18 protein-coding genes are annotated in these 19607 nt (G+C 68.2%); 9 read left to right on the forward strand and 9 right to left on the reverse strand.

The features are described from left to right. Positions 1-35 precede the first annotated feature (35 nt). The 3 genes from CFN17_RS02330 to CFN17_RS02340 are packed head-to-tail and all read left to right on the forward strand — an operon-like array spanning position 36 to position 3503. On the forward strand, positions 36-1295 hold the full coding sequence (locus CFN17_RS02330; protein WP_208751296.1) for an FAD-binding protein: 1260 nt from the start codon (positions 36-38) through the stop codon (positions 1293-1295). A 10-nt stretch (positions 1296-1305) separates the two neighbouring features. After that, complete coding sequence (locus CFN17_RS02335; protein WP_208749786.1) at positions 1306-2526, forward strand: ROK family protein; 1221 nt, start codon at positions 1306-1308, stop codon at positions 2524-2526. A gap of 2 nt (positions 2527-2528) precedes the next feature. Next, the gene (locus tag CFN17_RS02340; RefSeq protein WP_261792318.1) at positions 2529-3503 is read left to right on the forward strand and encodes an aldose 1-epimerase family protein; all 975 of its coding nucleotides are present in this window, start codon (positions 2529-2531) and stop codon (positions 3501-3503) included. A 110-nt stretch (positions 3504-3613) separates the two neighbouring features. Here CFN17_RS02340 and CFN17_RS02345 read toward each other — a convergent pair whose 3' ends face one another. Beyond that, positions 3614-4372: a DUF4386 family protein gene (locus CFN17_RS02345; protein ID WP_208749787.1), complete on the reverse strand. Its 759-nt coding sequence runs from the start codon at positions 4370-4372 to the stop codon at positions 3614-3616. A 152-nt stretch (positions 4373-4524) separates the two neighbouring features. On the opposite strand from CFN17_RS02345, the gene arfB reads away from it, so the two are divergent. Then, positions 4525-4947, forward strand: coding sequence for an alternative ribosome rescue aminoacyl-tRNA hydrolase ArfB (arfB, locus tag CFN17_RS02350; protein WP_208749788.1), 423 nt, complete (start codon positions 4525-4527; stop codon positions 4945-4947). A 32-nt stretch (positions 4948-4979) separates the two neighbouring features. Here arfB and CFN17_RS02355 read toward each other — a convergent pair whose 3' ends face one another. Continuing rightward, positions 4980-5975: a Gfo/Idh/MocA family oxidoreductase gene (locus CFN17_RS02355; protein ID WP_208749789.1), complete on the reverse strand. Its 996-nt coding sequence runs from the start codon at positions 5973-5975 to the stop codon at positions 4980-4982. 1 nt (position 5976) lies between these two features. After that, the gene (locus tag CFN17_RS02360) at positions 5977-7182 is read right to left on the reverse strand and encodes a Gfo/Idh/MocA family protein (RefSeq protein ID WP_208749790.1); all 1206 of its coding nucleotides are present in this window, start codon (positions 7180-7182) and stop codon (positions 5977-5979) included. Positions 7183-7303: 121 nt separating this feature from the next. Here CFN17_RS02360 and CFN17_RS02365 point away from each other — a divergent pair, with 121 nt between their 5' ends. Beyond that, complete coding sequence (locus CFN17_RS02365; RefSeq protein ID WP_208749791.1) at positions 7304-8332, forward strand: LacI family DNA-binding transcriptional regulator; 1029 nt, start codon at positions 7304-7306, stop codon at positions 8330-8332. On the opposite strand, the gene CFN17_RS02370 is transcribed toward CFN17_RS02365, so the two are convergent. Next, a complete protein-coding gene (locus tag CFN17_RS02370) occupies positions 8329-8967 on the reverse strand; it encodes a DUF1992 domain-containing protein (protein ID WP_208749792.1) in 639 nt (212 codons plus the stop codon). The two genes, CFN17_RS02365 and CFN17_RS02370, sit on opposite strands and share 4 nt — an antisense overlap. Positions 8968-9185: 218 nt before the next feature. Between CFN17_RS02370 and CFN17_RS02375 the strand changes: the two genes are divergently transcribed. Both CFN17_RS02375 and CFN17_RS02380 read left to right on the forward strand, forming a co-directional pair. Further along, positions 9186-9428, forward strand: coding sequence for a hypothetical protein (locus CFN17_RS02375; protein WP_208749793.1), 243 nt, complete (start codon positions 9186-9188; stop codon positions 9426-9428). A gap of 190 nt (positions 9429-9618) precedes the next feature. Further along, entirely contained in the window at positions 9619-11610 is a 1992-nt protein-coding gene (locus CFN17_RS02380) for a glycosyltransferase family 2 protein (protein WP_208749794.1), read from the forward strand. A 91-nt stretch (positions 11611-11701) separates the two neighbouring features. On the opposite strand, the gene CFN17_RS02385 is transcribed toward CFN17_RS02380, so the two are convergent. From CFN17_RS02385 to CFN17_RS02400, 4 genes are all read right to left on the reverse strand, one after another. Continuing rightward, positions 11702-12592: an NAD(P)-dependent oxidoreductase gene (locus CFN17_RS02385; protein WP_208749795.1), complete on the reverse strand. Its 891-nt coding sequence runs from the start codon at positions 12590-12592 to the stop codon at positions 11702-11704. Positions 12593-12610: 18 nt separating this feature from the next. Next, positions 12611-14530 (reverse strand): TRAP transporter large permease subunit, encoded by a 1920-nt coding sequence (locus tag CFN17_RS02390; RefSeq protein WP_208749796.1) that lies wholly within the window; start codon positions 14528-14530, stop codon positions 12611-12613. Positions 14531-14611: 81 nt separating this feature from the next. Continuing rightward, a complete protein-coding gene (locus tag CFN17_RS02395) occupies positions 14612-15646 on the reverse strand; it encodes a DctP family TRAP transporter solute-binding subunit (protein ID WP_208749797.1) in 1035 nt (344 codons plus the stop codon). Between the two features lie 83 nt (positions 15647-15729). Next, positions 15730-17082 carry an NAD(P)H-dependent oxidoreductase gene (locus tag CFN17_RS02400; RefSeq protein WP_208749798.1) on the reverse strand — a complete coding sequence of 451 codons (1353 nt, stop codon included), beginning with the start codon at positions 17080-17082 and terminating at the stop codon, positions 15730-15732. Between the two features lie 237 nt (positions 17083-17319). Here CFN17_RS02400 and CFN17_RS02405 point away from each other — a divergent pair, with 237 nt between their 5' ends. After that, positions 17320-18354, forward strand: a complete 1035-nt coding sequence (locus CFN17_RS02405; RefSeq protein ID WP_208749799.1) for a LacI family DNA-binding transcriptional regulator — start codon at positions 17320-17322, stop codon at positions 18352-18354. Between the two features lie 22 nt (positions 18355-18376). Next, the gene (locus CFN17_RS02410) at positions 18377-18688 is read left to right on the forward strand and encodes a putative quinol monooxygenase (RefSeq protein WP_208749800.1); all 312 of its coding nucleotides are present in this window, start codon (positions 18377-18379) and stop codon (positions 18686-18688) included. Here the strand turns inward: CFN17_RS02410 and CFN17_RS02415 are convergent. Beyond that, positions 18685-19599 carry an MBL fold metallo-hydrolase gene (locus CFN17_RS02415; RefSeq protein ID WP_208749801.1) on the reverse strand — a complete coding sequence of 305 codons (915 nt, stop codon included), beginning with the start codon at positions 19597-19599 and terminating at the stop codon, positions 18685-18687. The two genes, CFN17_RS02410 and CFN17_RS02415, sit on opposite strands and share 4 nt — an antisense overlap. Positions 19600-19607 lie beyond the last annotated feature (8 nt).

A 19607-nucleotide genomic window follows, 5' to 3' on the forward strand; every position in this document is an offset into this window, starting at 1 on the left:
GCCCCAGAGTGAAGGATTCAACCGTGATTGATCAGATGGTGACCGAACTCAACTGGGCGGGGAACTACGGCTACCGGGCGCCCCGGATAGTCCATCCGGCCAGCTTGGCGGAGCTGCAGGACCTTGTCGCCGGCGCCGGGAAGGTCCGCGCCCTGGGCTCCCGCCATTCCTTCAACGACATCGCGGATACATCAGGCACCCTGGTGGTACTGGACAGGCTCGACGCCGGCATCAGCGTGGACCGGCAGAACATGACCGTCACTGTCAGCGGCGGCACGCGCTACGGGAGGTTGGCGGCAGAACTCCAGCGCCAGGGCTTCGCACTCCACAACCTGGCCTCGCTGCCGCATATTTCGGTGGCGGGAGCAGTCGCCACAGCCACGCACGGTTCCGGCGACGGCAACGGCAACCTCGCCACGGCCGTGGCGGCCCTTGAACTCGTCACCGCCGACGGCACGGTGGTTACGGTCCGCCGAGGCGAGCCCGACTTTGACGGCATGGTGGTGGGACTGGGCGCCCTGGGCATCGTCAGCCGCCTGACCCTGGACATCGAGCCCAGTTTCGACATCGCCCAGAGCGTCTTTGAAAACCTCGACTGGGACCAGGTCCTGGCGGGCTTCGACGACGTGACGTCCGCGGCGTACAGCGTCAGCCTGTTCACCGACTGGAGCGGGCCACGCGTGGGCCAGGCGTGGCTGAAGAACCGCACGGACCAAACGGTGCTCCCCGCCGGAGCGCCGGACTTCTTCTCCGGCACACCGGCCGGCCAGGCCCGCCACCCGCTGCCCGGCGTGTCCGGCAGCAACTGTACCCAGCAGCTCGGCGTTCCCGGGCCGTGGTCCGACAGGCTGTCCCATTTCCGGATGGAATTCACCCCCAGCAAAGGTGACGAGCTCCAGAGCGAATACCTCATTCCGCGCGAGCACGCCGTGGACGCCATCCGCACGATGCGGAGCCTCTCCGACGTCGTCACTCCGCTGATTCTGGTCGGCGAAATCCGCACCATCGCCGCAGACCAGCTGTGGCTCAGCCCCAACTACGGCGGCGCCGGGATCGGCCTGCACTTCACCTGGCGCCAGGACGAGCCTGCGGTCAGGGCCGTCCTCCCCCTCCTCGAAGCGGAGCTTGCCCCGTTCGGCGCGCGGCCGCACTGGGGCAAACTGTTCCACGCCGAAGCCGCCGCCCTCGCCCCGCTGTATCCCCGTTTTGCCGACTTCACCGCGCTGGCCGGCCGGCTGGATCCGGACGGAAAGTTCCGCAACGAATTCCTGGACCGCACGGTGTTCGGCCGCTGATAGTGTCACGATGATGCCTCCACGAACCCATGTTTCCGCGCCCGCGGGCGAGCCGGACCCGTCGCGCCGCAACAACCTGTCGCTGCTGACCTCCCTCGTCCACCACCAGCGCATCGTCAGCCGCGCCCAGCTGACCCGGCAGACCGGGCTGAACCGTTCCACGGTCGGGACGCTGATCGGGCAGCTGATCTCCCTCGGGCTGGTGTTTGAAACCGCGCCCGCCGGCGAGGGGCAGGTGGGCCGACCCAGCCCCGAGGTCCATCCCAGCCCGTCGGTGGCGGCGCTGGCCGTGAATCCGGAAGTCGACGCCGTCACCATCGGCCTGGTGTCCCTGGGCGGGAAGGTGCAGAAGAAGATCCGCTTTGAGACGGAACGGATTCCAACTGCCCGGGAGGCCGTGAACATCGCCTCAGCCGTTATCGCCGGGATGCGGACCGAGCTCGATGCCTCCTACCGGATTACCGGTATTGGCATGGCGGTGCCCGGCCTGGTCAACCGCGACGACGGCGTGGTGCGGCACGCGCCGCACCTGGGCTGGCGCAACGAGCCCGTGGCCCGGATGCTGGCCGAGGCAACCGGGTACCCGTGCCAGGCCGCCAACGACGCCTCGCTCGGGGCCGAAGCCGAACTGATCTTCGGGGCCGGCGCCGGGCGGGCGAACCTGATCTATCTCAACGGCGGCGCCAGCGGCATCGGCGGCGGGATCATCGCGGACGGGCAGCTGCTCCGGGGTGCCTCCGGTTACGCCGGAGAGCTGGGCCACACCTTTGTCCGCACCGGAGGCACCACCTGCCACTGCGGCGCCACCGGCTGCCTGGAAACGGAAGTCTCCCAGTCCCGGCTCCTGGAACTTGCCGGCCTGAGCAGCGGCGACACCGCCGACCTCGAACGGGCGCTCGGGAATAGCAGCAGCCCGGAGGTGGAGGCTGAAGTTGCCCGCCAGCTGGAATACCTGGGCCTAGCCCTGCGCAACGCCGTGAACATCTTCAACCCCGACGCGATCGTCCTCGACGGTTTCCTCGGGACGCTGCATGCGCTGTCCCCGGCATCGCTGGGCGGCATCCTGCTGTCCCAGGCGATGGACGGCCCGGCGGCCCAGGCCAACATCTACCGGGCCGCTCTCGGCTCCGACCTGATGATGATCGGAGCCGCCGAGCTCGCCTTCACGCCCTTCCTGGCCGATCCTGCCGGACTCGGCGCCGTCCCCGCACCCGCTTCCCAGACAGGCTGACCGTGCCGAACCAGACATCACAAACCCGCACACTGCAGACCCCCACCGGCTCGCCGATGGGTGAGCACTACGAACTGCAGGCCACCCTGGGCGGCCGCACCCAACGAGCCGTGGTGACGGAAGTCGCCGGCAGCCTGCGAGCGCTCGAAGTCGACGGCGTCGCCCTCCTGCAGGACTATCCCGCCCGGTCCGCTCCGCCGTCGTGCGCCGGCTGGGTCCTGGTGCCGTGGCCCAACCGGGTGGCCGACGGCAGGTGGACGTACGACGGCGTGGTGCAGCAGCTGGACATCACCGAACCCGAGAACGGCAATGCCCTGCACGGGCTGCTTTCCGCTACCCCGTACACGGTCGCGCACCGGACGGCGGACAGCATCACCCTGACTGCCGACGTGGCGGCGGCACCGGGCTATCCCTTCGAACTTTCGACGGCGGTCCGTTACCAGCTCAGCGGGGACGGGCTGCGTGTCACCCACAGCCTGACCAATACCGGCAGCCGCAGCGCCCCGGCCGCCGTCGGGGCCCATCCCTTCCTCAGGCTGGGCGGGGTTCCCACGGACGACTTGACCCTGGTCATCAACGCCGACACCCACCTCGAAGTCGACCACCGGCTGAACCCGACCGGCGCCAGCACGGACGTCCAGGGGACCCGGCACGACTTCCGGACCGGCCAGCCGATTCGCAATGTTGACCTCGACGACGCGTGGGGCGGCGTCCGCCGGGAACGGGACGGCGGCTCGCTGCACTATCTCGAAGCCCCGGACGGCCGCCAGGTCCAACTGGTCATGGATGCGTCCTTCGGCTACCTCCAGGCCTTCACCACCCGGATCTTCCCCACGGACGAAGGCCCTGTCACCGCAGTCGCCGTGGAACCGATGACGGCTCCCGCAGACGCCTTCAACAGCGGCGAAGGTCTGCGCTGGCTGGCCCCGGGCGAGACGTGGCACCTCAGCTGGGGCATCCGCTACCGGCTGCCCTGAGCGCCCGTCACCCGGCCCCAGCACTCGCCGTTTCGCCGGAAACCCCCGGGATCGCCGGAAGCTCCCGGCGATCCCAGGCGCGTCCGGCGACTTCGACGACGGGCGGTCGCTTACCCGCTGCTGCGCCTCCCGAACCAGGCGCTGAGCAGCAGCCACACGGACCAGGCCAGGATCAGGACGATGCCCGCAAGCGTGGGGATGGTGTTTGCCGGCGTGAAGCCTTCGGTTCCGATGATCCAGCCCTGCGCCAGGTAGGCCAGCCCTGACAGCGCCATGAGGTAGCCGATCGGCCGGGAGACGCGGCGGGCCGAGACAACCACAGCGCCCGCCAGGACCAAGGCCGCGCCCAGCAGGAAGCTCTGGTAGCTGCGCATGCCCCACTCGAGCCACCGGATGCCCTCGGCCACGGCAAACCGGGCGGACTTGTCCGCTTCCGCGGCCGCAGCCCACGCATCGACGGCGTGTTTGAGGGCGACGCCGTCGACGGCTTGAAGTGCCGCGTACAGGGCCAGCGCCGACACCGCCGCAACCGCGCCGAACCGGGCCGTCCAGTCCATGGCCCCGCCCGGCGCCTGCAGCACCACGAGCAGGACCAGCAGCCCGGCGATCAACAGCGCCATGCCGGCGAACTGGCCCAGGTGGACCGCCGTCCAGATGCCGCTGCGGGCATACTCCGCGAACGTCGCCGGGTGGTCGTTCGCGCTGGCCGTATCGGCGTGGAACAGTCCGGCAACGAGGGACACCGCGAAGCCGGCGAACGCCAGGGTGCCGGCCAGGCGCAGCGGCGCGCGGAACGGCGGCGGGCGCCCCGGTTCGGCCGCAACCCCCGGCCGCGGGGCCTCGCCGTCCTGCTGCCCGAACTTCTTCATGGCATCGCCTGCTTCGTACCGACGCGCAGTTTCGCAATTCGCGCGGTTAAGCGCAGGCTACGCCGATTGCGCTGTCGGGGCCACGGCAGAGCGCGGGCCCGGCATCAGCCGGCGGGCGGGCGCCCGCGCCCTTACTGTGCAACGCTAGGTGCATGGACCTGGAGGTATCGCGTGCGCTCACGATTCCGGCGGTGGAACTCAGCTGGCGGTTTTCCCGTTCCTCCGGACCGGGCGGCCAACACGTCAACACCTCGGACAGCCGGGTCGAACTCTCGTGGAACATCGCCGGCTCCACGGCCGTGTCGGATGGCCAGCGGCAGCTACTGCTCACGCGTCTCGGACCGCGCCTGACCGCCGGCGTCATCACCGTGACCGCGTCCGAGCGGCGCTCCCAGCTGCGCAACCGCGAAGTCGCACTGGCCAGGCTCGCCCACCTCGTGGCCGAGGGCCTCGCTCCCGAACCCGCCCGCCGCCGGGCGACGAAACCCACCCGGGGCTCGGTCCGACGCCGCCTCGCCGCCAAGGAGCAGCGGGCGGCGACGAAGAGGCAGCGACGGCGGCCGATGGCTGAATAGCGACGGCAACAGTCTCCGCGTGTTGCGGAGCCCTAATACTCGATCCGTTCCGACCGGCCCGTGCGCAGGGAGCGGGTGGCGGCCTCGGCGATGGCCTGGGCCTTCAGTCCGTCCTCGAGCGACGGCGTCAGGGCAGTTCCGCCCTCCACCGCCGCCACGAAATGGGCCAGGGCCGCAGCGTAGGTCGGCTGGACGCGTTCGAACCAGCCGGGATGCAGACCGTCGTCGACCACCTGGCCGGCGCGGTACCTGGACACAGCGCCGGTGCGGCGGCGGCCTGCCTCGACCAGGCCGGCGGAGCCCATGACCTCGATCCGCTCGTCGTAGCCGTAGCCGGTGCGCCGGGCGCTGTCGATCTGAACCAGCGCACCGCTGGGCAGCCGGAGCGTGACCGCGGAGGTGTCGACGTCGTCGTACTCGGCCAGGCGGGGATCAGCCAGGGCGGATCCTACGGCGAAGACTTCCACGGGGTCCAGCCCGGTGAGCCAGCGGGCGAGGTCGAAGAAGTGCACGGTCTGGTCCCGCATCTGCCCGCCGGAGGTGGCGATGTAGGACAGCGGCGGCAGGGCCGGGCCCCGTGTGGTGAGCTGGAGGAGTTCGACGTCGCCAATCTCACCGGCGTCGATGGTGCGCTTGAGTTCCGCGTAGTCGCGGTCGAAGCGGCGGTTGAAGTCGACCATGACCGGGACGTCGCGCCCGGCGGCGTGCGCGGCGGCCTGCCGTGCACGGTCGAGGTCCAGGTCGATCGGCTTTTCGCACAGCACGGCCAGACCTGCGTCGGCGGCGCGGACCAGGTGCTGGGCGTGGGTGTCCGTGGAGGAGGCGATGAAGACCGCGTCAATGTGGTCGGCGTCGAAGACCTCGTCCAGGTCCGCGGCGGGGCGTGCGCCGTGCGTATCGGCCAGGGCCTTCGCGCGGTCCGGATCGATGTCATAGATGAGGGAAAAGTCGACGCCGGGATGGGCGGCCAGGCTGGCGGCGTGGACGGAGCCGATGAATCCGGCACCGATGAGGGCGAAGCGGAGCATGTCAGAGTCCTGTCTTACGGAGTTCGGGAAGGGCAGATGCCGGGACGACCCACGCGGCGTCCTTGGCGTGGGAGGCGGCCACGGCCTCGACGAACTGGACGCCGATCAGGCCGTCGCGGCCCGTCGGGAAGCTCAGTTCGCGGCCAGGCAGTTTTCCGTCCAACACCGTGCCGTCGCGGCGGGCACGGAGCACCTCGGCGAGGTCGCTGTAGAAGTTCGCGAAAGCCTCGAGGAAGCCTTCGGGGTGGCCCAGCCCCACCCGGGTGAGTCGGGTCGCGTCCTCAGAGAGAGTGCTGATGCCCTGGGTAAGGATGGTCGTGGTGCCGTCGAGGTCCTGCAGCGTGAGGTGGTGGGGGTCCTCGTGCTGCCACTCCAGGCTGCCCCGTTCGCCAAAGACCCGGATGCGCAGTCCGTGGCTGTGCCCGGTGGCGGCCATGCTGGCCCACAGCCGTGCCGGCACGCCGCCGTCGAGGTCCATCTGCACGGTGGCGTGGTCGAAGACGCGGCGCTGGGGCACGACGGTCTTCAGGCGCGCGGAGAGCCGTTCGGCGTCGAGCCCGGTGATGTAGCGCAGCAGGTGGTAGGCGTGCGTGCCGAGGTCTCCGACCACGCTGGGAAAGCCCGCGACGTCGGGGTCCGTGCGCCAGCCGGCCTGCTTGTGCCCGAGGAGCTCCAGCGGGGTGGCGGCCCAGCCGGACGCGTGTTCGACGTCGACAAACGTCACCGGACCGAGCCGGCCGTCGCGGACCAGCCGGGCCGCGTGCCGGACCATGGCGTAGGCGGAGTAGCAGTGCGGGACGGCCAGCACGGCGTCGTGCTCAGCGGCGATCCGCACGAGTTCCGCGGCGGTGGCGGAATCCTGGGTCAGGGGCTTTTCGCAGACCACCGAGATCCCGGCCTCAAGGAACGTGCGGGCGATCTCAAAGTGGCTGTCGTTCGGGGTGGCCACGGCCACGACGTCGACGCCGTCCCCGCGGGCAGCCTCGGCCGCGGCCATCTCGCCATAGCTGCCGTAGGCGCGGTCCGCCGGGATGCCGAGTTCCGCCGCGAGGGCGGCAGAGCGCCCGCGGTCCCGGCCGAACACGCCAGCCAGGAGATCGTACTTCCCGTCCAGGCGCATGGCGTACCTGTGGGTCTTTCCGATGTCGGCGCCCGCGCCGCCGCCGACCATCCCGGCGACGAGCCGCCCGGACTGTGGTGCACTCATATCAATTTCCTCACTGCTGGACAAACCTATTGGACAAATACTTGGACCGGTCCATAATGGACGTTGTCGGGATCACACGTCAACCCCTTATGCTGAAACGGCACCGAAGAGGAGAAGCGCCATGAACCACCCGCCGCCCCCCGGCCAACCGCCCCGGCGGCCCACCATCCGCGACGTCGCCGAGCGCGCCGGAGTGTCCAAGTCTCTGGTCTCCCTGGTGCTGGGCGGCTCGTCCAACGTGGGTGCCGGGCGCCGACAGGCCGTCCTGGCGGCAATGGCCGAGCTCGACTACAAGCCCAACCAGCTGGCCCGCGGACTTTCGAGTCCGCGCAGCGGCACCGTCGGCGTGCTGCTCAACGACCTACGCAATCCCTGGTTCGTCGAGCTCCTCGAAGGCCTGAGCGCAACCCTGCACGCCGCCGGGGTCGCCCCTGTCCTCGTCGATTCCTACACCGACCACCGGGTGGGCCGCCGGTCTGTGGAGACCCTGCTGGAGCAGCGCATCGACGGCCTTGTGGTGGTCGGGACCACGCCGGAGGGGGCCGCACTGGAGGCCGCGATCACCAGCGTCCCGGTGGTCCTCGCCGGCACCCGGGAGCCCGCACTGCCGGGAGCGGACATCGTGGTGAACGACGACGCCTCCGGCGCCCGACAGGCGGCCGAGCACCTGATCGCCCTCGGCCACCGGCGCATCGCCCACCTGCAGGGCCCCGGCGAAATCGGCCGGCTGCGGCGGGCGGGCTACGAGGCGGCGATGCAGGACGCCGGGCTGGAGCCGTGGGTGGTGGCCGGCGGCATGAGTGAGGAAAGCGGCTATGACGCCGCGCGCCGCCTGCTCGCGGAGGCGCAGCGGCCGACCGCGATTTTTGCCTTCAACGACCTCGCCTGCATCGGTGCGCTCTCGGCCTCCGCCGACCAGGGCCTCACGGTGCCGGACGACCTCTCGCTGGTCGGCTATGACAACACGTACCTCGCCCGGATCCGCCACCTGTCCCTGACCTCCGTGGACAACGGCAACTTCGCCGTGGGCCTGCAGGCGGGCAGGTTCATCCTGGAACGGCGGGAAACGCCGGATCTTCCACAACGGCTGCACCTCGTTCCGACCCAGCTGGTGGTGCGCGGTTCCACCGGACACGCCCCCGGCGCTTAGCCGGGCGGCGTTTGGCCGGCCCCGTTCCAGACCCGCCGCCACCAGGACCGCGGGGGTTCCGGCTCGGGCGGAACGACGGCGGCAGCGGCGGCCCGCCGCTCCCGCCAGCGGGCCAGTTCGACGTCGACGTCCCGGGTTTTCGTGATCACCGGCGGTCCGCCCTGGAGCTGCCGCCGGGCGTCGATGACCCGGGCGTTGAAGTCCTCTACGATGTCCCGCACCTGCTGTTCGCCGAACTGGGCATCCAACCGGGCATCAAGTTCCGCGTCCTCGGTGCGGAGCAGGAGCGCCTTGGGCCCCAGCCCGGAGATGTTCTCGCGCTGGATCAGGCCCTTGACCCACCAGTCCGGGTCATACGCCTCACCCAGCCCCGGGATGGGCTTGCCGGCGTATTTGAGGTTGTCGAACTTGCCCTGCGCCATGGCGTCACGGATCAGGTAGTCAGCCCGGGCGGCGTCGTCGATCTTCGCGCGCTTGCTCCGGAGTTCGTCCTCGGCGGCGTTCAGTTCCTCGTTCTCCCGGGCGGTGCTGCCCGAGGCCCGGACGGACCGCAGTTCCGCGGCGCGCTCCAGACGTCGCCGGAAGGCGCTGCCAGACCCGCCTCTTGTACCTGCATCCTCGGCCCCGCTGCTCATCGGCTGTCACCGCCCCTCCACATTCCAGGCTTCCAGTATGGGGATCGCCCGGGCAGCGGCGAAAGGGGCGTCGTGATAGACCCAGCCGGGATCAGCCGTTGAGACCCGACCCTAACACCCCGGTAACCCAGTGTTAACCCGCACGTGCGAGGCTGGGAACTCCGGATAAAACTAAGCATCCTTCCCATCCCTGCCCAGCAGATTCAGAGGAGTTGCCCGTGACCAGCCAGGAACCCCGCTCCGCCGGCGACGCCGGAACCCCCGACCCCCGCGGGCGCGGGGACGCGTCCCCGGATCTGAGCAGCACGCACGTCACGCACGTCCGCGACGACGTCGCCATGGCGGGCCGGTGCGCCAATGTCCACTTGCCCACCGGACGCACCTGCACGCTGCCCGTCCGCCATCCCGGCTCATGCAACTTCGTCGGGCCCGAGGACGCGGGAAGGGTCGCCGCGCACTGACCGTCAAGACCGCCGCTACAGGCGGCTGGCAGCGGCCCGTCCGGCCACCCGCCCACGGTTGACCAGCGAAAACGCGTCTTAAAACGCAGTTTTGTGCAAGTTGTTCCGCTGCCCGGGAGTATCCCGGTGCGCCGTTGCTACGATCAAACCGTGGGGGGTGTCTAGCAGAGGTCTAGCTGAGGGAGACCACGTGCCACGTGACGATGTAGAGCTGATCCCCGAAAAGGCGGTACCGGCGGCGGTCCCGCTGGATGCCACGGCCCTGACCCGGGCGGGGATTGCCGGCTGGGCGGCCCGGATCGGGCCGCCGGGACCGGAGGCGCCGAGGTCCCGGCGGCTGGCCCATATTGGTGGCCTCGCAGCCATCGCGGCACTGGTGCTCTACCTGGCATGGCGTGTGTTGTTTACCCTCCCGTCGGGCGAGTGGGACCTGACCATTGCCTGGATCCTGGTGGTCTTCGAGGCCCTCCCGCTGGCGGGCCTGATCCTGAAGGCGTGGTCGGTGTGGAACATTGACAGCCATCCGCCGGCGCCCGTCACCGAGGCCCCCAACGGCATGCGGGTGGCCGTCCTCATCCCCACGTACAACGAGCCCATCGAAGTGCTGACCCCCACAGTTGCCGCCGCCTGCGAACTCGCCCCGGACCATGAGACCTGGGTCCTGGATGACGGCGACCGGCCGTGGGTCGAGGAAATGTGCGCCGCCTATGGTGCCCGTTACGTCCGGCGTGAGGTTCACGACCACGCCAAGGCCGGCAATATGAACCACGCCCTGGGCCTGATGGCCGCGGAAAAGTCCGCCGGCGGGCCGGGCATCGACATCATCGCGGTGCTGGACTGCGACCACGTCCCGCTGCCGACGTTCCTGACCGCCACGCTGGGTTGGTTCGAGGACCCCAAGGTGGCGCTGATCCAGGGCCCGCAGTCCTTCTACAACGGCGGCGCGTTCGACGACGACGGCATCACGGGCGAGCAGGGCACCTTCTTCAACGTCCTCATGGCCTCCCGCAACGTTCCCGGTGCCGGCCCGTTCTGGTGCGGGTCGACGTCGTTGTTGCGGATGAGCGCCCTGGAGGAGGTGGGCGGAGTGGCCACCGAAACCATCACCGAAGACATGCACACGACGCTGAAACTCCTCCGCCGCGGGTGGCGGACGGTGTACCACCACCAGACCCTCGCCGTCGGCCTTGCCCCGGCGACGCCGGACCAGTACCTGCTGCAGCGGCGGCGCTGGGGCATGGGCGCCATGCAGATCCTCGTCCACGAGAAGCTGTGGGCGGCGAAGAACTGGATGTCGTGGCGGAACTACCACGAGTACCTCAACGGCACGCTGTGGTGGCTGGAGGGCATCGCCACACTCGTGGCCTTCCTCATTCCCATAGTCATCATGCTCTCCGGCGCCCAGACGTCCACCGCCGGCCCCCTGTTGTTCAGCGCGGTCTTCGTTCTGATGTTCACCATCCGGCTGTGGGGATCCAAGCAGCTCATGCGCAACGAGATCCACTGGCCTACGGCCTTCGCCTTGCGGATCTTCCGCGTCCCCGTCGGGATAGCCTGCCTCTGGTGGCTCATGTCGCGGAACATCCTCGAATTCCAGGTCACGCCCAAGGGCGCAGCGGAATCCCGGCTGCGCGGCCGGACGCCGCGGATCCTGATCGTCATGGTGGTCCTCATTACGGCGGTCATCCTGTACGCCGCGGCCGGCCTGGCCGGCCTGGTCCCCTGGCGCACCACACCCGGCGCCACAGTGGCGTCGGGCTCATGGCTGGTGCTCGCCGGTGTGGTGCTGGTCCTTGGCACCCGGCGCATCCGTGCCGCCGAGTTCGCCACCTCCCGCCGCAACGCGCACCGGATCGAAGTGGCGGCCCCGGTGGAAGCCGACGGCGTCCGCGGCGAGCTGCTGGATATTTCGGTCGGTGGCGCGGCCGTCAGGTTCCCGAAAGGCACGCTGCCGGACTCCGGCAGCGTGCCGCTGCAGCTGCCCGGGTCCGCGCCGGTCCGGCTGCAGGTCATCCGGACCACCGAGCAGCCGGACGGGACCCAGATCGCGTCCCTGCGGGCGCCCGACGACGACTGGGCCGTCTACCGCGCCCTGTCGTTGTGGATCTTCCACACGCCTGCAGGGGCGCTGCCCGACTTCCCGGCAGGGGTCCCGGCCGCGGCGTCACTGCGCGGCCGCTGACGGGGGGACCTCCCGCCCGCCCGTCCCCGAGATGACGTTCCACGGCAATCTTGCGCCCCGGCATTGCCGTGATCTGCCACTTCGACGGCGGCTACCCCCGGATGCCGAGGTAGATGCCCGTGTGGTCGAGGTCCCCGAGCCCGGCCGAGACCATCGCCTGGAACGCCGTCAGGAGACTGCCGGCTACGGGTAACGACAGGCCAGCCTCGGTTGCGACCTCAGAAATGAAGCGAAGGTCCTTGAGCTGGTTTTTGGCGGATCCGCCCCCCTCGAAGTCGGCGTCAATCCACCGCTGCCCTTTTTGCCGGAGCACCTCCGAGTTGGCCAGCCCGCCGGCAAGGATGGACTGGACCTGGTGCAGATCCAGTCCGTTGGCTTCGGCGAGCGCCATGGCCTCCGACAGTGCGGTCACGGTCGCGGCCACTACGATCTGGTTGCACGCCTTAACGGTCGAGCCCGCGCCCGTGGCTCCGAACCAGGCGACCGTGGAACTGTACAGCCGGAAGAGCGGCGTCAGCCGGTCCACGACGTCGCGTGGTCCGCCGACCATCGTGCTCAGCCTGCCCTCTTCGGCCCCGATCGTGCCGCCGCTGAGCGGCGCGTCAATCACAGTCACGCCGTGGGCCTGCCGGCACTCGGCGGCGAAGGCCGCCACGGCCACTGGCGACACCGTCCCGTGAATCACGAGGATTGGATGCTCGACACCGGCGGCCGCCCATCCGGCCAGGAGGCCGTCTTCACCGGGAATCAGGGACGCAACCTGGGGAAGGTCCGGCAACACGGTCAGCACCACGTCGCTGGCGGCACCGGCCGGAGAGGCGACGACGGTGCCGCCGCCAACTGCCTCTGCCTTGCCGACCGTTCGATTCCACAGCGTCAGTGGCACGCCGCCGTTAATAATGTTCCGGGCAATCGGGGCGCCCATCGGCCCCGTCCCCAGCAGGGCCACTGACGTGGGCATTCCGGTGGATGAAAGGTCCATTGTTTGCCGTCTCCTGGCCTAGAAGGGAATCAGCCCGGCGATAGCCGGGAGGAAGGTGCTGAACCAGGGAACCGCGGCCAGCACGAGGAGCCCGATAAACACAGCGACCAGGTACGGCCAGAAGTGTTTGAGGCTGTTTTCCACGGTTTCGCGGGCCGTGGCGCAGGCGACGTAGAAGCCGACACCGGCCGGCGGGGCGAACGATCCGATGCCCATGGCGATGATCAGCACCATGGCGTACTGCACGGGGTTGACGCCGAAGTCGGTGGCGATCGGCAGCAGCAGCGGCGCAAAGATCAGGACTGCCGGCAGCCCCTCCAGAAGCTGGCCCATGATGATGAGCAGGATGATCGTGAACAGCATGAACAGCACCGGGGAATCCCCGAGCCCGGACATCAGGTCGTGGATCTGCTGCGAGACGCCGGCGAGTGCGAGGGTCTGCGCCAGCGGCGAGGCCGCAGCGATAATGAAAAGCACCATCCCCGCCGTCGTCGTCGTTTCCCGCAGGGTGTCCCCGAGCAGGCGCTTGCTGCCGCGGCGGTACGCGGCGGCCAGAACAAAGGCATAGGCGACGGCGACGGACGAAACTTCTGTCGGCGTTGCGAAGCCGCTCATGATGCCCACCACCATGCCCACCGGCAGCAGTAGCGTGGGAAGCGCGAAGAACGTCGCCGAACCGCGGGCACGCCAGGTCGCCTTGGGACTGGCGACGCCGCCCTGCTTGCGGGCGCGGAGGAAGACGAGCGCCATGACGACGAGCGCGAGGAAGGCCGCAGGGACGAAGCCGGCCAGGAACAGGGTGGTGGTGGAGATCGTCGTGATGGAGCCGAGGATCAGCAGCACAATGCTCGGCGGGATAGTTTCGCCCATAATGGCCGACGCCGACAGGACCGCCACCACCTCGCCGCGCGGGTATTTGCGCTCCTCGAGCATGCCGCGCATGGTGGTGCCGACAGCCGCGACGTCGGCGACTTTGGACCCGGAGATGCCGGAGAAGATGTACATGGTGACAACGACAACCTGCAGCAGGCCGCCGCGTAGGTGGCCGATGAGGGCGTCGACGAGCTTGGCCAGGGGCAGGGTGAGCCCGGCGGAGTTCATGACCGTGCCTGCAAGGATGAAGAACGGGATGGCCAGGAGCACGAACCCCTTGGCGCCCGAGGCCATGCCGATCGGGATGGCGCTGACGTCGGAAATGCCGCCGAGGTACAGGTAGATTCCTGAGGCGAGGGCCAGGACAAAGGCGATGGGGAGGCCGAGGAACAGCAGCAGGAACAGCACCGCGAGCACTACGCCCAGGAGGACGTTCGGCGACGCATAGTAGAACAAGGGCGGCGCCAGCACGACGACGGCGACCATCGCCGCCGCGATGCCGGCGGCGGCCAGGACCGGCCGGCGGTCCTGCCGCCAAAGCTTGACGAGCGCGAACCACGCGATGAGCACCATGCCTACGGAGAAGGGCATCGACACCCAGAACACAGGCAGCTGCAGGATCGGCGTCTTTTCTTCGATCTGCTGGCCCAGGGTGGGCACGAAGAGCACGAAGGCGCCGGCGCTCATGACGAAGACGAGCCAGTCGACCAGGGCGGCCAGGTACGGCTTCCACGTGGCGGGCAGGCGCATGATGAGGGCCTGGACCGACATGTGCGCGCCCTTGGGGTACGCGATGGCTCCGCCGATGAAGGCAATCGTCAGGAGCGCAATTTCCGATACTTCCTGGGTCCAGAGCACTGAATCGCCGGTGACGACACGGACCGCGATGTTCAGCAGGATGACGACGAGTTCGGCGAGGATCGCCGCGCCCACGACCCCTTCCAGGACCTTGTCGAGCGATGCGGCGCCGCTCCAGCCGGGCGGGACGTGACCGTGGTGCAGGACTTCTTCCGCATCGGACGGAATGACTTCCTCGAGTTCCTCGGGAGCGAGCGTGCGTTTCATGTTTTTCCAGACTGTCGACATTGAGAGCGGGACGGTGGAGGGAGGGCCGGGGCGCCACTGGCGCCCCGGCCCTCGGCGGGCTTACTTGGAGGCGGTGAAAGCAACGGCCTCGTCGAAGAACTCCTTGCCGATCAGCTCGGAGAACTGCGGATAGAGGCTCTTGGAGGTGGCCTTGAACTCCTCCAGGCCGGCAGCGCTGAGCTCGTTGACCTTCATGCCCTTGGCGGTGAGTTCGTCCAGCTGCTTCTTGGACTGCTCTTCGTCGTAGGCGGTCTTGAAAGTCGCCGTTTCGGTCGATGCGTCCGTGAGGGCCTTCTTCTGGTCAGCGGACAGTCCGTCCCACTTCTTCGATGACAGGGCGAGCACCCAGGCGTCATTGATGTGGTTGGTCAGCGACACGTATTTCTGCACCTCGGAGAACTTATTGGTCCACGGCACCTCGATCGGGTTTTCCTGGCCGTTGATCGTTCCGGTCTGCAGGCCCGTGAAGACCTCTGAGAAGGCCATGGTGGTCGGGCTTGCGCCGAGCTTGCCGAAGAAGTCGGTCCAGAGCGGGTTGCCGGGAACCCGGATCTTCAGGCCCTTCAGGTCTGCGGGCTTCTCGACAGGACGCACCGAGTTGGTGATTTCGCGGCCGGTCCGGGTGAGGAAGGACAGCGCGACGGTGTCTTTGGCGGCGAGCTTATCCTTCAGAACCTGCCCGGGCTTGCCGGCCAGGAACGCCGCCTCCTCGGTTGTGTCCTTGAAGAGGTAGGGGATGCTGATGCCATTCATTTCCGGCACCACCGAGGCATACACGGACGTGGAGAGGATCAGGGCGTCGAGCGAGCCGCCCTGCAGGCGCGTGACGGCGGCGTTCTGGTCCCCGCTGAAGCTTGTGCCGTTCGGGACCACCGTGACGACGACCGATCCGTTGGACGTCTTCTTGACCTGGTCGGCGAAGTGCTGCGCCGATACTCCCACGGAGGAGGTCAGCGGGTCCGGTATCGAGAGCTGGATCTTGGCAACCGGTGCGCCTCCGGCCGCGCCGGGCGCTCCGGAAGCGCAGCCGGCCAGGAGCGTGGCGGCCAGCGAGCAGGCCAGCACACCGGTGAGGGCGCGAGTCTTGGATTTCATGTGATGCCTTTCTTCGTTGGAAGGAGTCTGGTCTCCGGGGGCATGCATTGCACGGGCGCGCCCGGATAAAGGTGCGGAGGGCGTCAGACGCTGAGTGCGGATTCCGCGACGAGCGCCTCGGTTTCGCGGCGGAGTTCGAGGGCCTGCGACAGGGAGTCATCAATGATGACATCGTCCCAGCCAACGATGTCGCCCTTGGCGACATCGTTACGCAGTTCCACGTGATGGGCCAGGGCAACGGGAAGGGCGCCGGTTGCGACAGAGTGCCTCGCCGAAACGAGCTTGCCCCAGACCGTGTACCCGCCTTCGCCGTCGAGGAATTCACCGGCTTTGAGGTCCTTCTTCGCCGTCGCGACAACGTCACCGAAGAACCCGACGGGCGAGCCCGTGGCGATCCCGCGAAGGACGGCGTTGGCGATGGACATGTTCAGTTCCAGGCCTACGTAGTGGTACGGGCGGTACAGGGCGGCATACTGACCGGTGGGGTCGGGGTGCCACGGGTATTCGTTGAAGCAGCCGGAAACGTAGCCGTTTGTGGCCTTGACGACGACAAACACGCCTTCCTGGGTGTTGTGGGGGATCCAGGTGCCGTCGCGGTTGACACTGGACATGACATCGACGCTGCCTTCGTGGGCGAGGGCTCCCCCGACGTCGGCCGGGCGGCAGATTGTGGCGATTTCCTCGACGTTTCCTGGCGTGAAGCTCAGCCCGTTGTCGGAGGGCACCAGCCCAGCGCCGTTGGCGACGGCCGCCATCTCGATCGACGCCTTGGTGCCGTCACGGAACGAGGTGTGCATGTTGGGGTTCAGCTGCCCGGAGTCGGTGAGTTCCTTGGAGAATTCCCAGTTCTCCCAGACGTTGTCCGGGTTCATCTCGTGATAGTGCTCAAGGTACTTGGCACCCTTACCGGCACAGACGACGTCGAACCCGCTGGTGCGGGCCCAGTCGACGAGCTCCATGATGAGGGCCGGCTGGTCGCCGTAGGCCATCGAGTACACTACACCGGCCGCTTCCGCGCGCTTGGCCAAGGCCGGCCCGGCTAGGGCGTCGGCCTCGACGGTGACCATGATGATGTGTTTCTTCGTTTCAATGGCACGCAACGCGTGCTTCACGCCCACGATCGGGTTGCCCGTTGCTTCCACGATGACGTCAATATCAACATCAAAGAGCTCGTCCGCGCTGGCCACGATTGTCGTGGAGCGGTCCCGAAGGGCGGTGGCGATGTCCGGTGCGATCTGGTTCTTGGGCCAGCCGACGAGGTCGAAGGCGCCTTCTGCACGCTTGACGTTGATGTCCGCGATGGCGACGACGTGAATGCCCGGGATGTTGTTGGCTTGGGCAAGGTACATGGTGCCGTAACGGCCAGCCCCGATGAGGCCAACGCGGATGGGGCGACCTTCCTGCTCACGGTCGCTGAGGAGTTTGTGAAGGTTCACTGGAGTCTCTCTGATAGGTGTGCGAAACGAAGAGAGGCCCGCCCGCTGCAGCGGATGGCACAACTTCTTTGTCGCGATGCGGCTGAAAATTTACCCGGAGTGGAACCGGTTCCACTTTTGTACCAGCTGGTGCTAAGCTGTGTCAACGACTCCGGAAAAGTCTGCCGCCAGCTCGGGGCGCGCCAGCCGGAGGCGCTGTGTACCACTAGTGCAAGGGATTTCCCTCAAGGAGGAGCGGTGAAAAAGGCCCCAACCATTCGCGATGTCGCGGCGGCTGCGGGAGTTTCGGTCTCCGTAGTGTCCCGGGTCCTGAACCCGGATTCCGGCCCCGTGGCACCGGCAAAGCGGCAGGAAGTCCTCCGGGTCATCGACGACCTCGGCTACCGCCCGCGGGCGGCGGCCCGCGAACTCAGCGCAGGGCACGCCCTCACAATCGGGCTCGTCGTCACCGATCTGTCCAACCCGTTCTTCGCGCGCCTGGCGGACCGCATTGTCTGGGAGGCCCGCAGCCACGGGGTTCAGGTGGTCCTGATGACCACCCAGGAGGATCCGCATCTGGAGGCGGAGTCCCTCGACACCCTCCTGGACCGGTCCGTCAGCGGCGTCATCGCCACCCCGACGGGCGGAAACATTGAAAAATGGGCGCGCCTGCAGGACCTGGGCGTGAACGTGGTCTTCGTCGACCGCACCATCGAGGAGCTCGGCGACGCCGACGTCGTCAGCATCGAAAACTTCGACTCCGCCCGGCGCTCCACCGAGTACCTGATCGGCCTCGGCCATACCCGGATCGCCCTCGTCACGGGGCCCCTAAGCACGTCAACCGGCAGGGCAAGGATTGGCGGCTACCGGGCCGCGCATGAAGGCGCGTCCCTCCCGGTTGATCCCCTGCTCATCCGCGATGTTCCCTTCCGCGGTGATGCCGGGGGCGATGCGGTAGGCTCACTTCTGGCCATGCCGCAGCCGCCAACCGCCCTCATTGTCGCCAACACGGCGCAGGTGCAGAGCTCGGTGCGGCGGCTGGTTCAGCGAGGGGTCCGCATTCCGGAAGACCTCTCCGTGATCGTCTTCGATGACAATCCGTGGACAGAACTCATGTCGCCGCCGCTGAGCGTGATCCGCCAGCCGCTGGACATGCTCGCCGTTCATGCCCTCGAACTGGTGCTTGGACGCATGCAGGGCAAGCTTCCGGACGGTGCCCGCCTCATCGAGGTGAAGGCCGATTTCCTGCCGCGTAACAGCTGCGCCCCGCTCGCCCACATTCCTATCCACTAAAAACAACCCGCAAAGGAAAACCATGCCCGTCGTCGTAACCGCAGCATTCACGCCCAAAGAGGGGGCCTTCGACCAGGTCGTCGCGGCCCTGTCCCCTGCCATCGCCGAGGTGCACGAGGAGCCAGGCTGCCTGCTTTACGCCATCCATGAATCTCCCGACGGCCGAATCCTCATGATCGAGAAGTGGGAGTCCGCCGAGCTGCTGGACGCCCACGGCGCCGGCGAGCCGGTCAAGCGCCTCAACGCGTCCCTGGCCGGCCTTCTGGAGCGGCCGGTCGAAGTGATGCGCCACGAGCCGATCCCCGCCGGGACCCCGGGCCAGGGCGCGCTCTAACCAGCTGCCCCAGTCCGCCGAGTTCCCCCCTCGACGCAGAGGATGAAGCCGGGGAACACGTGCCGGCCGGAGCGCCCGTCCACCTGATCGATGGCCCGGCGGATCTGCCGCAGCTGGTCCACCGTCATCTGCAGCGGGGGTTCGTCCGGCTGGTAGGTGGTGAAGATCGGGTAGTCGACGCCGGGCTCCCGCGACATTTCGATATGGCAGCCCAGGACATGGGTGACGGCGTGTGTAACGCAGAACCCGAGCAGCCGGTCGATGGTGCGGACGAACGCGGGCCAGTCCTGGATGTAGAGCCGGCCGGGATAGACAGTGTCCCCGGTGAGCAGGAGTCCGGTGCAAGGATCATAGAGCGTGACGGCCGCATCGTGGTGTCCCGGGCTGGGCCAGCACTTCAGGACCCGGCCGCCCAGATCCACGTGCGCCGGATCGAACGTGCCGTCACCGTCGCCGTTCTTGAACCCGAAGAACTCCCACGCGCGGTCGCGTTCCGCACCCACCAGCATGGTGTCGGGGCGGTCCGTGAACTGGGGATCGCCCGCGACATGGTCCCCGTGCGGATGGGTATGCAGGACCAGTAGCCCGTAGCCGTCGCGGGGGTGCGCGGCAAGCCACGCGTCCACCAGCCCGTCGACAACGCGGCGCAGGGGGAAGAAGTCCGCGGACTCCGTGGCCCCGGTGTCGATCAGCACGGCCCGGGTATTGCCGAAGAGCAGGAACATGAACGGGGCCTCGTAGTTGACGGCCATGTTCTGCCGCAGGATCAGGGTGTGCTCGTTGTAGGCGTGGACCTGGATGTCGGGGTCCGTGTTGTGCTTGGCGGACTCTGATCCGTGGATCCAGGCGACATTGAGGTCGCCGGTGCGGGGCGTGCCGGCGGTGAAATCGATGTATGCGTCAGGGTGCATGTGTCGGC

The organism is Arthrobacter sp. PM3, assembly GCF_003352915.1.
Taxonomy (GTDB): Bacteria; Actinomycetota; Actinomycetes; order Actinomycetales; family Micrococcaceae; genus Arthrobacter.

Bases quoted from the DNA above. Each gene is read 5' to 3' on its own strand.
- arfB (WP_208749788.1), top strand. From the start codon at position 4,525: ATGGACCTGGAGGTATCGCGTGCGCTCACGATTCCGGCGGTGGAACTC.
- CFN17_RS02370 (WP_208749792.1), bottom strand. From the start codon at position 8,967: ATGAGCAGCGGGGCCGAGGATGCAGGTACAAGAGGCGGGTCTGGCAGC.
- CFN17_RS02330 (WP_208751296.1), top strand. From the start codon at position 36: ATGGTGACCGAACTCAACTGGGCGGGGAACTACGGCTACCGGGCGCCC.
- CFN17_RS02415 (WP_208749801.1), bottom strand. From the start codon at position 19,599: ATGCACCCTGACGCATACATCGATTTCACCGCCGGCACGCCCCGCACC.
- CFN17_RS02365 (WP_208749791.1), top strand. From the start codon at position 7,304: ATGAACCACCCGCCGCCCCCCGGCCAACCGCCCCGGCGGCCCACCATC.
- CFN17_RS02385 (WP_208749795.1), bottom strand. From the start codon at position 12,592: ATGGACCTTTCATCCACCGGAATGCCCACGTCAGTGGCCCTGCTGGGG.
- CFN17_RS02335 (WP_208749786.1), top strand. From the start codon at position 1,306: ATGATGCCTCCACGAACCCATGTTTCCGCGCCCGCGGGCGAGCCGGAC.
- CFN17_RS02360 (WP_208749790.1), bottom strand. From the start codon at position 7,182: ATGAGTGCACCACAGTCCGGGCGGCTCGTCGCCGGGATGGTCGGCGGC.
- CFN17_RS02390 (WP_208749796.1), bottom strand. From the start codon at position 14,530: ATGAAACGCACGCTCGCTCCCGAGGAACTCGAGGAAGTCATTCCGTCC.
- CFN17_RS02395 (WP_208749797.1), bottom strand. From the start codon at position 15,646: ATGAAATCCAAGACTCGCGCCCTCACCGGTGTGCTGGCCTGCTCGCTG.
- CFN17_RS02345 (WP_208749787.1), bottom strand. From the start codon at position 4,372: ATGAAGAAGTTCGGGCAGCAGGACGGCGAGGCCCCGCGGCCGGGGGTT.
- CFN17_RS02355 (WP_208749789.1), bottom strand. From the start codon at position 5,975: ATGCTCCGCTTCGCCCTCATCGGTGCCGGATTCATCGGCTCCGTCCAC.
- CFN17_RS02410 (WP_208749800.1), top strand. From the start codon at position 18,377: ATGCCCGTCGTCGTAACCGCAGCATTCACGCCCAAAGAGGGGGCCTTC.